The organism is Runella rosea (genome assembly GCF_003325355.1).
GTDB classification, from domain to species: domain Bacteria; phylum Bacteroidota; class Bacteroidia; order Cytophagales; family Spirosomataceae; genus Runella; species Runella rosea.
Map to the genome: position 1 here is coordinate 6,172,922 of NZ_CP030850.1, position 13,628 is coordinate 6,186,549.

General features: G+C 44.3%; 11 protein-coding genes. 5 read left to right on the plus strand and 6 right to left on the minus strand.

Annotation, left to right across the window (positions count from 1 at the left end):
* The first annotated feature begins 1 nt into the window (after position 1).
* The 3 genes from DR864_RS25365 (at position 2) to DR864_RS25375 (ending at position 3,313) form a co-directional block, all read left to right on the plus strand.
* The gene (locus DR864_RS25365) at positions 2-868 is read left to right on the plus strand and encodes a CE1 family esterase (RefSeq protein WP_114069584.1); all 867 of its coding nucleotides are present in this window, start codon (positions 2-4) and stop codon (positions 866-868) included.
* Positions 869-1,079: 211 nt separating this feature from the next.
* On the plus strand, positions 1,080-1,856 hold the full coding sequence (locus DR864_RS25370) for a hypothetical protein (RefSeq protein WP_114069585.1): 777 nt from the start codon (positions 1,080-1,082) through the stop codon (positions 1,854-1,856).
* A gap of 50 nt (positions 1,857-1,906) precedes the next feature.
* Complete coding sequence (locus DR864_RS25375; protein WP_114069586.1) at positions 1,907-3,313, plus strand: sialate O-acetylesterase; 1,407 nt, start codon at positions 1,907-1,909, stop codon at positions 3,311-3,313.
* 40 nt (positions 3,314-3,353) lie between these two features.
* On the opposite strand, the gene DR864_RS25380 is transcribed toward DR864_RS25375, so the two are convergent.
* Genes DR864_RS25380 through DR864_RS25390 form a run of 3 tightly spaced genes read right to left on the minus strand, consistent with a single transcriptional unit; the run spans position 3,354 to position 5,836 of the window.
* The gene (locus DR864_RS25380) at positions 3,354-4,463 is read right to left on the minus strand and encodes a hypothetical protein (protein WP_114069587.1); all 1,110 of its coding nucleotides are present in this window, start codon (positions 4,461-4,463) and stop codon (positions 3,354-3,356) included.
* Positions 4,464-4,512: 49 nt separating this feature from the next.
* Positions 4,513-5,310, minus strand: a complete 798-nt coding sequence (locus DR864_RS25385) for a hypothetical protein (protein ID WP_114069588.1) — start codon at positions 5,308-5,310, stop codon at positions 4,513-4,515.
* Complete coding sequence (locus DR864_RS25390; RefSeq protein WP_114069589.1) at positions 5,288-5,836, minus strand: RNA polymerase sigma factor; 549 nt, start codon at positions 5,834-5,836, stop codon at positions 5,288-5,290. Before DR864_RS25390 ends, DR864_RS25385 begins: the two co-directional genes overlap by 23 nt.
* A 210-nt stretch (positions 5,837-6,046) precedes the next feature.
* Here DR864_RS25390 and DR864_RS25395 point away from each other — a divergent pair, with 210 nt between their 5' ends.
* The gene (locus tag DR864_RS25395; protein WP_114069590.1) at positions 6,047-7,018 is read left to right on the plus strand and encodes an NAD(P)-dependent alcohol dehydrogenase; all 972 of its coding nucleotides are present in this window, start codon (positions 6,047-6,049) and stop codon (positions 7,016-7,018) included.
* Positions 7,019-7,053: 35 nt separating this feature from the next.
* Here the strand turns inward: DR864_RS25395 and DR864_RS25400 are convergent, their stop codons facing one another.
* The 3 genes from DR864_RS25400 to DR864_RS25410 form a co-directional block, all read right to left on the minus strand.
* A complete protein-coding gene (locus DR864_RS25400; RefSeq protein ID WP_162794117.1) occupies positions 7,054-7,884 on the minus strand; it encodes a DUF6973 domain-containing protein in 831 nt (276 codons plus the stop codon).
* A 15-nt stretch (positions 7,885-7,899) separates the two neighbouring features.
* Complete coding sequence (locus DR864_RS25405; protein WP_114069592.1) at positions 7,900-9,237, minus strand: peroxiredoxin family protein; 1,338 nt, start codon at positions 9,235-9,237, stop codon at positions 7,900-7,902.
* Positions 9,238-9,505: 268 nt separating this feature from the next.
* Positions 9,506-12,583, minus strand: coding sequence for a PVC-type heme-binding CxxCH protein (locus DR864_RS25410; RefSeq protein ID WP_114069593.1), 3,078 nt, complete (start codon positions 12,581-12,583; stop codon positions 9,506-9,508).
* A gap of 464 nt (positions 12,584-13,047) precedes the next feature.
* Here DR864_RS25410 and DR864_RS25415 point away from each other — a divergent pair, with 464 nt between their 5' ends.
* Positions 13,048-13,611, plus strand: coding sequence for a hypothetical protein (locus DR864_RS25415; RefSeq protein WP_162794119.1), 564 nt, complete (start codon positions 13,048-13,050; stop codon positions 13,609-13,611).
* Positions 13,612-13,628: the final 17 nt, after the last annotated feature.

Here is a 13,628-nt window from a genome sequence, read left to right on the forward strand (position 1 = left end):
TATGCAAAAAAAACTATTCCTTCTCTTTTCGATCTTCCTCGCTCATACTGCCCACTGCCAACTGGTGAGCGACTCGGTGCTGATTGAAGGCCATTACCGTACCTTCCATTTTCTAGCACCTGCCGATAAGCAGGCGTCTTTGCTGTTTGTTTTGCACGGCTCAGGGGGTAACGGGCGTGGCCAACGAAACGGAGCCGAGAAATTGGAGGCCGTTGCGCCCAATGAAAATATTTTGATGGTGTATCCTGATGGGTATAAAAAATACTGGAACGAATGTCGGAAAACGGCGCAGTCGGCGGCAAACATGGAAAACATCAACGACAATGCTTTTTTTCAATCCATGATTACGTATTTCGAGCAAAAATACGCCATCAATCCTAAAAAAGTATTTGCCGTGGGCACTTCGGGCGGCGGGCACATGGCGTATAAGTTGGCGCTAACGATGCCCGAACAGTTCAGAGCCATTACCGCGCTTATTGCCAACTTACCCGACACCAATAACATGGATTGCACCGAAAAGCGCATGGCGATTCCGGTGATGATTGTCAACGGTACAGCCGACCGCACCAACCCCTACGCTGGTGGAGAGGTCTTGACCAACGGCATTAGTCTTGGTTTCGTTCGCTCTACCGACCGAACGTTCAAATATTGGTCTGAATTGGCGGGATATGCAGGCAGCCCCAAAATGGAGGCGCTGCCCGATACCGACCCAACCGACGGCCGCACCATTGATCGCTATACGTACAAAGAACCTGGAAAGCCCGAAGTAACCCTCTTAAAAGTACTGAACGGCCAACACAATTCCCCGCGCGATATTGATGTGTATCTGGAAGCATGGGCTTTTTTTAAGCGGCAGATGGTGGAGTGATTTTTGTTTTTGAGATGAAGTTGCTGAGAAAATATCAACAACATTTGAAAATATTTTGAGTGATTTCCAAAATTTTTCTCAACTACGCAAAAAAGTTGCGCAGTACTAAGCAAATTTTGTGGTATCAATGAATCGTTTCATTCACATTAATTTAGCTCTAAAGAAAAATGAATACTGATTCTAAACTCAAACAAATTAAAAAACTAATGTGATGGAAGATATTCTTAAAAATTTAAATTTCATCTGGACTCGGGATCCACATGAGGCTTTTGAAAATCCATATGAATATGAGGCACAAGACCAGTTTCTTCGAGAAGCCAATAGCGTTTTAGACTGTCTTTTTAGTCATCTGATGAAGACAAATAGGAGTTTTGTCAAAAATGACACATCACTTGAAAAAGCGATTTGGATGCTTCATGTCGATTCTTGTGAAACACTAAGAGATTGCAGAGAACTTCTTTCTCAAAAAAATGCAAGAATGGCAATAAAGTTTTTTAGGGATATAATTGAAGTGTTAGATACTGTATCTTATTTCTTAACTAATGATAATAAAAGTAAGAAAGCTCTTAGTGATTGGTTCAATAATGAAAGTCCTAGACACTTTATTTATAGAAATTATGTAGGCAGTACAGTTTCAGAGGACCTGAAAAAAGAGTTAGAGCAAGAATATAAATATTTTTCAAAATTTACTCACAGAACGTATGAATCATTAGGATATAATTATATTCTTGGCAGTAATGATATTATGTCTTATGAAGGTATTTATTCCATTTCTGTTCTTCCAAATCCTATTTCACATTGCATAGCAATTTTAGGAAATTTTATAATTTTCTTTGTAAGAAGTTTAAACAAAAGTTCCTTAATAAGTAAAGAGGAAATTCAGGATATATTCAATAAATCAATTGAAAACGAGAGGGTTAAGAGGCGTTTTAAGGCCAGTGATGAGAAATATAAAGAATATTTGGAGGCACAAAAAAAACTCAGGTAATTTGATTCAATATATTTAGTTTTATGGATTTATAAAACCTCCCTCAAAAAATGAAAAAACTCTTCCTTCTCCTCTTTCTCTCCCCACTCTTCGCCGTTGCCGATGTGTACTTGCCGGCAATTTTCAGCAGTAATATGGTGTTGCAGCAGCAGTCCAAAGTCACGGTATGGGGATGGGCGCAACCGGGCGAGAGGGTAACAGTTTCGGGAAGTTGGCAAAGTGAAACGGTCAGTGTGGTGACCAACGAAAATGCCGTTTGGAAATTAACCATTGCTACTCCCAAAGCAGGAGGCGGGCCGCATACGTTGACGATTCAGGGGCGTAACAGGATTGTGCTAGAAAACGTCCTGATGGGTGAGGTGTGGCTGTGTGCGGGGCAATCCAACATGGAATGGAGCGCCGACCACGGCGTAAAAGACGCAAAGGCTGAGTTGCCCACGGCCTACAATGCCAACATTCGTTTCTTCAAAATGCCCAAACTCACCGCCGAAACGCCCCAAACCGATGCCAAAGGAACTTGGACGGTTTGCGATTCGCTGACCTTGAAGCGGTTCAGCGCCGTGGGGTATTTCTTTGGCAAAAAACTCAACCAGTCACTCAATGTGCCCATCGGCCTGATTGACGTGGCGTGGGGCGGCTCGTACATTGAGTCGTGGATTCCGGAGCACATTGTCAACTTATTTCCCAACACCCGTACGTCAGCAGAAACCATGATTCCGAGCAAAGGATGGCCGCGGCAGGCGGGTTATATTTACAACGGCATGGTGGCGCCGCTCACGCCGTTTGCCATTGCGGGAGCGTTGTGGTATCAGGGCGAATCCAACCGTCATTATCCTTCTACGTACTATCAACTCATGCACCTGATGGTGGATACATGGCGGGGCGCATGGCAGAAAGACTTTCCGTTTTATTACGTTCAAATTGCCCCTTTCAACTACCGTGATACGACCGAATTTAAAGCCCCCGCCGTGCGGGAAATGCAAACCCGCGCCATGAACATTCCGAAATCCGGCATGGTGGTGGTGACCGATTTGGTCGATGATTTGAACAACATTCACCCTGCGTATAAAAAAGAGGTCGGCAATCGGTTGGCCGGTTGGGCATTGGCGGAAACCTACAATCAGAAAAACGGAAACTACAAAAGCCCGCAATACAAATCTCTGCAAATAGACGGACACAAAGCCATTGTTTCGTTTGACCACGCCGAAAGTGGCCTTGCCGCCAAAGGCGGTCCATTGACAGAGTTTGAAGTCGCGGGAGCAAACCGTATATTTTATAAAGCCGAAGCACGAATTGTCAAAAACAACGCCGTTGAAGTCACCTCCGAAAAGGTGAGTCAACCCGTTGCGGTGCGTTTTGCGTTTCGAGATACGCCCGTTCCTAATTTATTCAATAAAGATGGATTGCCTGCAATACCCTTTCGAACGGATGATTGGCAATTGGGCGCGGCTAAATAATGAATTGTGGTGATGGGATTTATAGACCGTCACCACAATTTTACAGCCCGACTTGAACCCGAATTCCCGGCATTACATTTTTGAAAAAACCGTTGAAATAAATTTCAGGTTGTATCTTAAACATTCCTTTGGTGGCAACGGTCATGGAAAGATTCCAGGTGTTTTTGTCAAAAATATCTCCCCGACGCGCCACCGAATGCCCCAGATAGATTCCAAAAAGAATGTGATTGGTATTGATGCGCTTAGATTGAGGTCTTCTGAAATCGTAGATGGTGATACCCGCATGAACAAAGCTATTGGTTTGAGCACCAAGGCGTTGGGTAATGTCATTGCGTTCGGTGAAAAACAGACCGCGCCAGCCTAACGTGTACCCGATAATGCCGTATTTGCTCGGTACAAAAGAAAAGTCTGCCTGAAAATTAGGTACTAACTGATTCCGAAATGCTCCTAAGCCAACCGATGGGTGAATGGCTATAAATGGGGAATTTTGGGTTTCGACCGTTTTAAAGGAAGGAGTATCTGAATCCGGCCCGTACGTCAAATTATAGCGAAACCCTGTTTTCTGCAAATTATGGTGCGGGTATTTGGCCACATCCTGTAAAGCCTGTCGGATTTTAGCATTGACAATTCCGGTTTGGACCAATGTTTCAATGTCTTCCAGTCGGTTGACTATCAGGCAAAAATACAAGTGCTCATTCAGTTGCACCGCCGCTGATTTTGTTTTCATCGGTTTAAGAAAAGTATGAATGATCAATAGCGTATCCTGCACATCTTTGATGAGTAAAGGCTCCCCGGCACCTGCACTGAAATGGAAACGTTGCTTGCCGGAAGCCTGTTCGGTAAGATCAAGTTGATGCTGATTATTCTCTAAAAGTTTATAGGTCGCTATACGTGAATTGGTATTTTCTGCCAATGCAGATTTAATCTCTTTATACTCTTTGGCAAACAAGATCAGTACAGAATCAATGTTTTGAAATTTTTGCAGATCCTGCACGGTGCGGGCGTAGGCGAGCATTTTATTGCCTTTCCCTAGCTCAAAGCTGTATTTGCTGTGGCGGTCCAAAGCACCGGGCAACACACCCGGTAATTGTTGGGCAAAAGCGTGGCTGAAGATGCTCACGCAGAGCATCGCAGTAAGGAGGGTTTTCATGGTAATCGGGAGTTGCGGAACGCCGCACCGTTTTGTTGAAAAATGGCTGTTAATCGGCCTTAGATGGTTTATTTTTAAAATAGGAAGTTAAAGTACTTTCAGATGGATCGGTGGCGTTGGCTTTCCAGTTGATAACAATAAACCCTTTGGCCTTTGCTTCTTTTTCCCTTGCTTGTGCCATCTCAGTTTTTCGATAATCGGCTAATTCATTGGCATGAATGATTTTGAACCTGGGTTTCGGAGCTGTTTTTGCCGCCAATGGCTCAGTTGGTGCTGGTAGAATAATCTCGGGGAATTGAGCAACCGTAACAGCAATTGGTATTTCGGAGACAGTGGCGGGGGGAACGTCGGCAAGGGCTTGGCGCCTGCCGTTCAAAACCTTGCCGACGTTTTTGTGGGTTTCAGGCAAGTTTAAGACGCGAGAAAGGCTAGCTTCCGGCAATTTTTCTTTTGGCTGTTTGTGAGATAATAAATGTCTTTTTTTCGATACTTCTTCTTTTTTCAGAAGATGGTCGGCAGCAAGCAAAGACTGCTTTTTCTTTAATGGAGGAACCGTTTGTATTTTCGCTATTGCTTGATCGACAGCTATCGGATCTGCAATTGGGGCCACTTTCCACCAAGTCCCCCCTGCCAAAAGCAACAACGCCACCGCCGCTGCGATGCGGTAATCAAAAGCCCTCAGGTGGGTGCCTATTCCTGTAAAAAAAGAGGTTTTCTTTTCGGGAACGGCATGCAGTTCTGTTTGGAGTTTTTGCCAAATATCACCTTGCCGAAAATTTTCGGGCGAGCTGTCGAGGCTGTCCATTTCCCCGCGAATCCATTCGTCAAACTGTTCCGTATTGTTCATACCCTCGTTGTTTTAAAAGTTGTTGTAGCATGGCTCGTGCTTTGCTGAGTTGGGATTTTGACGTTCCGATGTTGATATTCAACTGCTTGGCGATTTCCTCGTGCGTGTATCCTTCTACGATGTATAGATTGAAAACGGTTCGATAGCCCGTAGGCAATTCCAAAATGGCCGCATAAATGGCCTCCGTGTCAATGGGATGATCGGGGATATACAACCCAACTTCCGCTTCGTTGGAATCGGCAAAAACAGGGAGGGCTTTTCGTTGCCGCAGGTGCATCAGGGATTCGTTGACCATGATGCGCTTGAGCCACACTTCCAGACTGTTGTCGTCGCGGTATTCAAAATCGGGTAAACCTCGAAAAAAATTCAAAAATCCGTTCATTAACACTTCTTCAGCTTCTTCCTGTTGTTGCACGTAGCGCATACAAAGCCGAAACAATCGTCCTGCAAAGGCTTCATACAACCGATTCTGCGCGAAGCGGTTATTTTCTTTGCACATTTCAACGACCTTTTGCCAGCGATACACAGAGAATGATGTTAGGTTTCAATACAGGAAATGCAGAAAAGACCGGAAGGGTTGCCTCACTCCTGAAAAAAACAGCTTTTTCGGTTTTTGTTAAATAAAATATTTCTCTTCCTTTATTATTGCTGTTAATTGACGTCTCCAAACCTCTCATCATTTAGCAATTGCAATTCATTCTGATTCATTGTTGATTTAAAATAAAAAATCAGAATAATGAAAGCTGTTATTTGTTCAGAATATGGGCCGCCGGATGTGCTGCAAATCAAAGAGGTGGAGAAACCTATTCCCAAAAATAATGAAATCCTGGTCAGGGTGCGTGCCACTACCGTAACGGCCGCCGACCATAGGCTGAGAAGTTTCACGGTTCCGGCGGTTGCCTGGTTGCCGGCTCGGATAGTACTTGGCATAAGGCGACCCCGAAACCCCATTTTGGGGGTTGAACTCTCGGGTGAAATTGAGGCGGTCGGTAGTGAGGTTAAACGCTTTAAAAAAGGGGACTTGATTTTTGCCGCCACCTTGGCCGATTTTGGGGCGTATGCGCAGTATAAATGTTTGCCCGAAAATGGGCCGATTGCCATTAAGCCTGCCAACAGTACATTTGAAGAAGCGGCTGCGATACCGATCGGGGCACGTACTGCACTCCATTTCCTGAAAAAAGGGAACATTATGCGTGGTCAAAAGGTACTTGTCTATGGCGCTTCGGGCAGTGTGGGCACCTATGCTGTACAACTTGCCCGCTATTTTGGGGCGGTCGTGACGGGAGTATGCAGTGGTAAAAATGCGGAGTTGGTAAAATCGCTGGGGGCCGACAAGGTGCTTGATTACGCAAAAGAGGATTTTACCCAAAAACTTGAACTGTATGACATGATTTTTTTGGCGGTCGATAAATGGCCTTTTTCCATCTGTAACAAATTTTTGGCTGAAAAAGGAATTTTCATTGATGTAACAAACCCCGTCAAAAGTTTGTCTATGCTGTGGGTTTCCTTGACTTCTCCTAAAAGGATCATTACGAGCGAAAATGTCCCGAATTCTGCAGAAGCATTAAATTTTCTCAAAGGTCTGGTGGAATCAGGGGAATTAAAACCCGTTATTGACAGAACCTACCCACTGGAGCAGATGGTGGAAGCGCACAGCTATGTTGATCAGGGGCATAAAAGGGGAAATGTGGCCATTACGGTAGATTGAGCTAATTTGATACCCGGTATCAGCCAATGTAAGCCCTACTTATTGCCGCATCCATCCACATACGCAGCAAAGGTACTGCCTTGGTCTGCTTTAAATCCTGGATTCAATAACACGTAATTTTGGGCGTCGTAGGTGACTTTGGCCGTAGAAGAAAGGGTATTCTGCGCCTGAATGAAGGTGCTGACCTCAAATTTGACGGTGTTGGCGATGGAGTGAGTCAATAGCAAAGAAACGGTACAGGGGTCAATTCTAACCAAAAATCGACTTACTTCTAAGTTGGAACTGTCGGTGTTTTCTAACAGATTCCACGCAGTATTGACATCGGCATTGTGGCTCGTCAAAATTTGACTGAGGGTAGCCGTAATCACTTTAGGTTCAATGGCTTTTAGAAATAGACTGTCCAGCAATTGATTAATGGTCGTGTAGTTTTTAAAGGAGCGCCCCACCAAATTATTGTGCAAATCCATGGCCGAAGCGGCCGTTTTGACCAGCGCCGTCCCTGCATCATTGTATTCATAGGCTGACGTAAATTGCTGGACAATGTCGTTGGCCGTAGCATCGTTCGCACCGGCATCTTTCAGTTTTTTGACCGCAAGCGCATTCCAGAGCGAATGCCGGAAGGCGTTGGAACTGTTGTCATTTTGGCTTTGTGCCCCTGCCCCAAAAAATTGGTCGGTATAGGCATTGGCTTCGTTGCTTGCATCAAAAATGAGTTGTGCCTGTGCGGGATACATGAATGCCAACGCCTGCACGCGGGGATTGAGGCCAAGAGGATTTGAAAGAAAAAGAGGCAATTGATGACCTATGGATGCTTTTACGTAAAGACAGCAGAGTAGGGAAACGTACAAAAAAGATGGTTTTAGCATAGGTTAAAAGGCCTGTTATATTTTCTTAAGGGCAATTTCATTTAATTTTATTTCCAGTTCTTTTCCTCTCAAGTCTTTTGCAATTACTTTCCCGCTTGGGTCAAGGAGAACTGTCTGAGGGAAGCGTGTTATTTTATAAATTTCAATCAATTTATTAGAATTATCAGATAAAATTTGGGGCCAAGTTACCCCGTTTTTATCAATGAATTTCCTTAATTTTTCAGAAGTATCTTCCCCAACAATTCCGATAAATTCAAAACGGCTTTTATCAAGACCTTTGTAGATTGTGACCAAATTAGGGATTTCTTCCACGCAACCTCTACACCAAGTTCCCCAAAAATCAATAAGTACATATTTGCCTTTGAGACTTTCCAATGAAATGGTTTTTTTAGTGGAAAACTCTTTGGCTGAAAATGGTTGAAATAGATAGCCTACTTGTGTAGAATACACAACCACATCAGAGGGTATTCCTTCTAATTTTACTGTATTATTGAATAAATCCACTCCTTTATTTTTGTATTTTGTCCCTAATAAGCCTCCAAGGGTGATATATTGCTCTATTTCAATTAGTTCGTTGTCTTCGATTACTTTATTTTGCACCGAGCCATCCATTTCTACAATACTTGCGTTTTCAAAATGAGCACTGGTTAAACCACTCGTTACAACGGCCAATTCATGCTTTTGCCCTTTCTGAATCAATTCAACTTTGGCATATTGAGGGAAATTATACCCGAATTGATTTCCGTCGAATTGTTTAATAACGATTGGAATTTCGGCGTCTATTATTTGATTGTTTTGATACACTTGATACTTGACGATTTGTTCATTTAAAGTAGAAGAAACATTTTTATTATTATGTTCCAATATTTCGGGATAAAACGCTTTTTCGTCGCTGAAGTCAAGATTGTTGTTGGTGTCAACCATAGCCATCCAATTTCCTTCAGAATTTATTCCCCAAATAACATATACGTAGCATTTAATTGGTTTTTTAGAAAGTTTAAGCTCGTCTGGTTGCCATTGCCATGATTTTTGTAGGTAACTGTACATCTCTAAAGAAATGTTTCCTGAAACATAATTCTGATAAACTAATTGTCTGATGTTAAGCACAATCATAGATCTGCTTACATTTCGCCATTTAGCAGGTGTTCCTGTAATTGGCAAATAAGTCTTAACCCAACCTGCCCCAGCAGGGTCTGTAGAAGAATGTTCTTTGGTAAGCAATGAAAATGCTGGTATAAATGGCCCATAACCCTTCACAATTGTAAGTGGGAGGTGAATGGATGAAATAGGCTCGTCTTTGGCCTGACAACCTATTAGTAAAGCAATTAAGAAAAATGAAGCTCTATTTAGCATACTCTACGCATATTTACTTTTTGCCTTGATTGATACTATATCAATAACAAATATGATAAAATAAATAATTTACAGAAAGTTTCAATAATAGCCTTAATAAAATACCCGACGCGCACTTGGATTGGCACGTCGGGTATCTGAGTATATATAACACCACAAAAAACGAAAAAGAATTTCGACTTACGTGATAGCTTTTCGTTTGATTGTGTCAAATGTCCAAATTAATCCTTAAAAAGTACTTAAATGTGGCTTAAACTTTGCTTAAAAATTACTTCCGTTTCAAGCTCGATAAATACTCCACCAAATCCACCAATTCAGGTTGACTCATGGCTTCGTGCAAGCCCGCGCTCATGAGCGATTCATCCATTTTTTTCATCGACGTCACTTGGCTCATTTTGTAGCTTTGGGTGGTGCCTCCGGGGAATTTGAGCAGTAAATCGGTTTCGGTTTTGCTCGAAACAATCCCCACGGTGGTTGTGCCGTCTTTGAACTTTACTTCGTAGCCTTCATAACCGAAACTTACCCCGGCACTTGGGTAGAAAATAGCCATATATTGACCATCTTTGCCCAATTTGCTGCCAATTTCTGATAATTTAGGCCCAAAATCGTTGCCTTCACCGTTGACTTGGTGGCAGATAGCGCAGTAATTGGCAAACACTTTTTGCCCGTTGGCGGCGTTGCCCGTCATAGCCATCAGCTCACTTACGGGCGGGAGTTTTTTCCCAGCTTTGCTGGGGGCGGCATCTATGTATTTGGCGGCTTCTATTCTTACATTTTTGCGCCAAGCCCCGCTCACACCCTGCACGGCAGCGACTTTTAAATCACCGCTAAATTTGCCTTCTTTCAACAGCGCCAATACCAAATCTTCACCGTCCATGCTACCACCCAGCGCCCGCGTTGCTTCGGCCCGGAGGGCTTTGGTGCGTTTGGGGTCAAGGGCAATCGCCTTTAGCATGTCGATGGACTGCTTGGTGCCCACGCTCCGTAAAGAAGTGACCACACTCTGTGCTTTGGTGGCATCTTTACCGTTGATGGTAGCCCACAACAGTGGGGCCTGTTCTAACTTCAACAACTGACGAGCGGCGTCGCGGCCGTCGCGTTGCATGGGCTTTTCAGTGGCCACCTGTAAAAGTCGTTTTGACTCCGAAACAGGCTCAAAGCGTTGCACCAAATCCATGTATTCGGAGGTTCCAAAACTAGCATCCAACAGTTTTTGAAGGGATTGCTGCGCCACAGGCGACGTTTTGACAAAGCCTGGGTCTAAATGGCGCAGACACAATTTAGCCACGTCATTGTCGGTATTGCCCTTCATGATGTCCAACAAAGCGTTTGATTTTTCGGTGGCGCCAGGATTGAAATCAAACGCGCGGAAATAGCGCAAACGGTCGGTGAGCGGAACATTGTTATCCCCTGCCAACGAAGCCAGCAACGGCACCGATGCGGCCGTACGCGCCCGCCACACAATGTCACGGTTTTTGGGGGTGGCCGTTGGATTGGACCCCGCCATTTTGAGCCATGCGTTGTAGAATTTATCCCATTGACCATCGGCCGACACCCCGAGGGCTTCCAAATACCAGCGGTCTTTTCCGTCGTAACGGGTGGCCAATTGGGCCCACACGTCGGCGGCTAAATCGTCGCTAATGTGACGAATCGCCAAAGCTACTTCGCGACGTACTTGCGCGTCGGGGTCAGCCGCTAAGGTGTTCAAATGTTCAATCGACAATGGCAATACACCTTTGGCGGTAATCTGCCGGGCGGCGCGGATGGCCGTGATTTTAATGTCAGGGTTGCTATCTTTTAAGGCAAGTTCTACGTACTTAGTGCCGTTGGAAAGTTTCGTCAACAACCACAACGCCCGGGCTTTCATGCGGGGATTGGGGGAGGTTTGATACATTTTTACGAGGTCACTTTCGGCACTTTGCCCAAGGCTATGGATTTTGTTCCAAGCCATATAACGTACTGAAACATTGGGACTTTGAATCGCTTTTAACGCTCCTTCTAAAGTGCTGAAATCCGACGTAGGCACTTTGTAAGCCGTATTGGCAGGTGCTACGCGGTAAATGCGGCCTCGGTTCAAATCTCCAGCTTGGTGGCCGCCCACCCCTGGGTCGTACCAGTCGGCGGCGAAGAGTGAACCATCAGGGGCCACGCATACATCCGACGGGCGAAACCACTGATTACGCTTTCCGTAGAGTACATTTACGATGCTTGCTTTGTAGCCCGCCCCGCTTTTTTCAACGGGATACGAGCGAACCACGTTGGGGCCTGCATCGCAATGAATCATCTGGTTTTGAAATACTTTGGGCAGCATATCGCCTTCGTAAATCAACATCCCCGTGGGCGAGCCCGCACCCGTTTGGAGCAGGTTGGGGATGGCACCGGGGTCATTTAGGTGCCAGTGGCGGAGCGGAATTTCTGATTCGATGTTGGTCCGGTTGGCGCTCCAGCTTGCACCAGTCATTTCGTCGGTGTAGCCGTAGTTTCCGTATTCCATTACGTAGTTGATACGCACCCCTTTGTTGCCGTCGTCGTCGTTGTCTGACTGCCACATGGTGCCGTAGCTGTCTACGGCTACTTCGTAGTTGTTACGAAAATTGTGTCCCAGCACCTCTACATTCTTGAAGTCTTGGTCGCATCGAAACACCATTCCCTGCTTGTATTTTTTGCGGTCAATGGGCTGTCCGTCTTGGTCCAGTACGGGTTGGCCTTTGCCGTCGAGGAGTTGATTCCCTTCGTTTCCGAAGTTAAAATATAATTTTCCGTCGTGCCCGAAGGTGAAAGCATGCATTCCGTGGTCGTGCTGCTCGCCTTTAACTCCCTGGAAGATGATTTCTTTTTTGTCGGCTTTGTCGTCACCATTTTCGTCAGTAAACAACCACACGTACGGGCTTTGCGAAACCAGCACGCGGTTGCCCATCACCAAAATCCCCAAGGGCGCGTTGACTTCGGGCCCTTGATAAAATACCTTACTGGCGTCGGCTTTGCCGTCGCCGTTGGTATCTTCCAGAATCATGATGCGGTCGCCTTCTTTGTGGGTAGCATTTCCCGTAATGTGCGGACGGTAGTTGTAGGCCTCCAACACCCAGATTCGACCTTTGTGGTCGATGTCGATGTTGGTCGGGTTGGTAATCATCGGCTCAGAAGCAAACAGATTGGCTTCCAGCCCGTCGGCTACTTCCAAAGCACCTACGGCGTATTTCAATTCATGTTTTTGTTCCTGCGTGAGGGTGGCGTATACACTGTCGAGGGCTGTTTGAGCCCCGCGACTTGGGTTGTCGTTTTGATAAGTTGCCAACAAAGAGCTGGCCAACGCCAGCCCACCCAGTCCCCAAAGGTATTTTTTCATAAGTATCCGGATTTATAACATGTCGTTTGAACAATTAACTGTTAAAGCAAAATGTTTGGGGTTTATAATGTGTTTGGTGTATATGGATAGTCCCTGTGGGTAAAAAATCTAGCTACCCTCCCTTTTTTTACAAATGAATAGCGCCTAGAGCACAAAATGCGCCATAACAGCTACACCTTTGCAGGTGTTATGGCGCATTAAATAAATAAGTGAAGGTATGATGCTTTGGAGTAAAAATACCCCAACGGCTTCTATGGATTTGAACAAAAATGCAATAATTTTAAAAAAGGCAGGGGCGCTTGATTTGAAAAAATGATCTATCTATCCAAAGAGGCTAAAACTACAGCAAATGAATAATATCATAAAGTTAGCGGAACAAAATTAAATTTACCCTTTCAGTTGGTATTATTGTAATGGTATTAAATCTGATAGGGTGTGATTCTCCTCATCAAACGGAAACAACTATGAAAGAAGATAAACAACTTTTCTACATTTTAGCCTTGGATTGGCAATGGGCATATGATTCAGCCGCTGTAAAGAAATTGTTTAAAGATTCAACTAAAGTTAAAAAGTTGGTATTGACTGATAGTTGCTTTTCTGATGAGGATCGAAATATTTGGCTCAACACAAACATAGAGGAAGTCAAGGCACACATTTTGGAGAAATATCTTTACAGTAAATATAGACTCAAAGAACTAGAGCGAATTGGTATTCCTGTGAAGAAAATAATTACTCCAGCCGAACTTAAAGTTTTGAAGCAAGAAGCATTACTAGGTTACATAATGGCTCATAAAACTATTAACTATCAACAGATGTTAATTTTGCAGGAAGAATCACAACCCTTCCTTTTTATTGGAGAATCTATAATTAGATTTCTAAAAGTCAGAATTGATGAAGACGAGCGACTCAGAGAGGGAGAACTTAAAGAACTTAGTAAGTTTTTAGACGTTATAGATAATACACCCTTTATTGTAGTGATTGATAAAGATTTATACTTTCACTTGTCATCGAACAATCATCATCCCTGAAAACTATGTAACACGAG

Bases quoted from the DNA above. Each gene is read 5' to 3' on its own strand.
- DR864_RS25365 (WP_114069584.1), top strand. From the start codon at position 2: ATGCAAAAAAAACTATTCCTTCTCTTTTCGATCTTCCTCGCTCATACT.
- DR864_RS25370 (WP_114069585.1), top strand. From the start codon at position 1,080: ATGGAAGATATTCTTAAAAATTTAAATTTCATCTGGACTCGGGATCCA.
- DR864_RS25375 (WP_114069586.1), top strand. From the start codon at position 1,907: ATGAAAAAACTCTTCCTTCTCCTCTTTCTCTCCCCACTCTTCGCCGTT.
- DR864_RS25380 (WP_114069587.1), bottom strand. From the start codon at position 4,463: ATGAAAACCCTCCTTACTGCGATGCTCTGCGTGAGCATCTTCAGCCAC.
- DR864_RS25385 (WP_114069588.1), bottom strand. From the start codon at position 5,310: ATGAACAATACGGAACAGTTTGACGAATGGATTCGCGGGGAAATGGAC.
- DR864_RS25395 (WP_114069590.1), top strand. From the start codon at position 6,047: ATGAAAGCTGTTATTTGTTCAGAATATGGGCCGCCGGATGTGCTGCAA.
- DR864_RS25400 (WP_162794117.1), bottom strand. From the start codon at position 7,884: ATGCTAAAACCATCTTTTTTGTACGTTTCCCTACTCTGCTGTCTTTAC.
- DR864_RS25405 (WP_114069592.1), bottom strand. From the start codon at position 9,237: ATGCTAAATAGAGCTTCATTTTTCTTAATTGCTTTACTAATAGGTTGT.
- DR864_RS25410 (WP_114069593.1), bottom strand. From the start codon at position 12,583: ATGAAAAAATACCTTTGGGGACTGGGTGGGCTGGCGTTGGCCAGCTCT.
- DR864_RS25415 (WP_162794119.1), top strand. From the start codon at position 13,048: ATGAAAGAAGATAAACAACTTTTCTACATTTTAGCCTTGGATTGGCAA.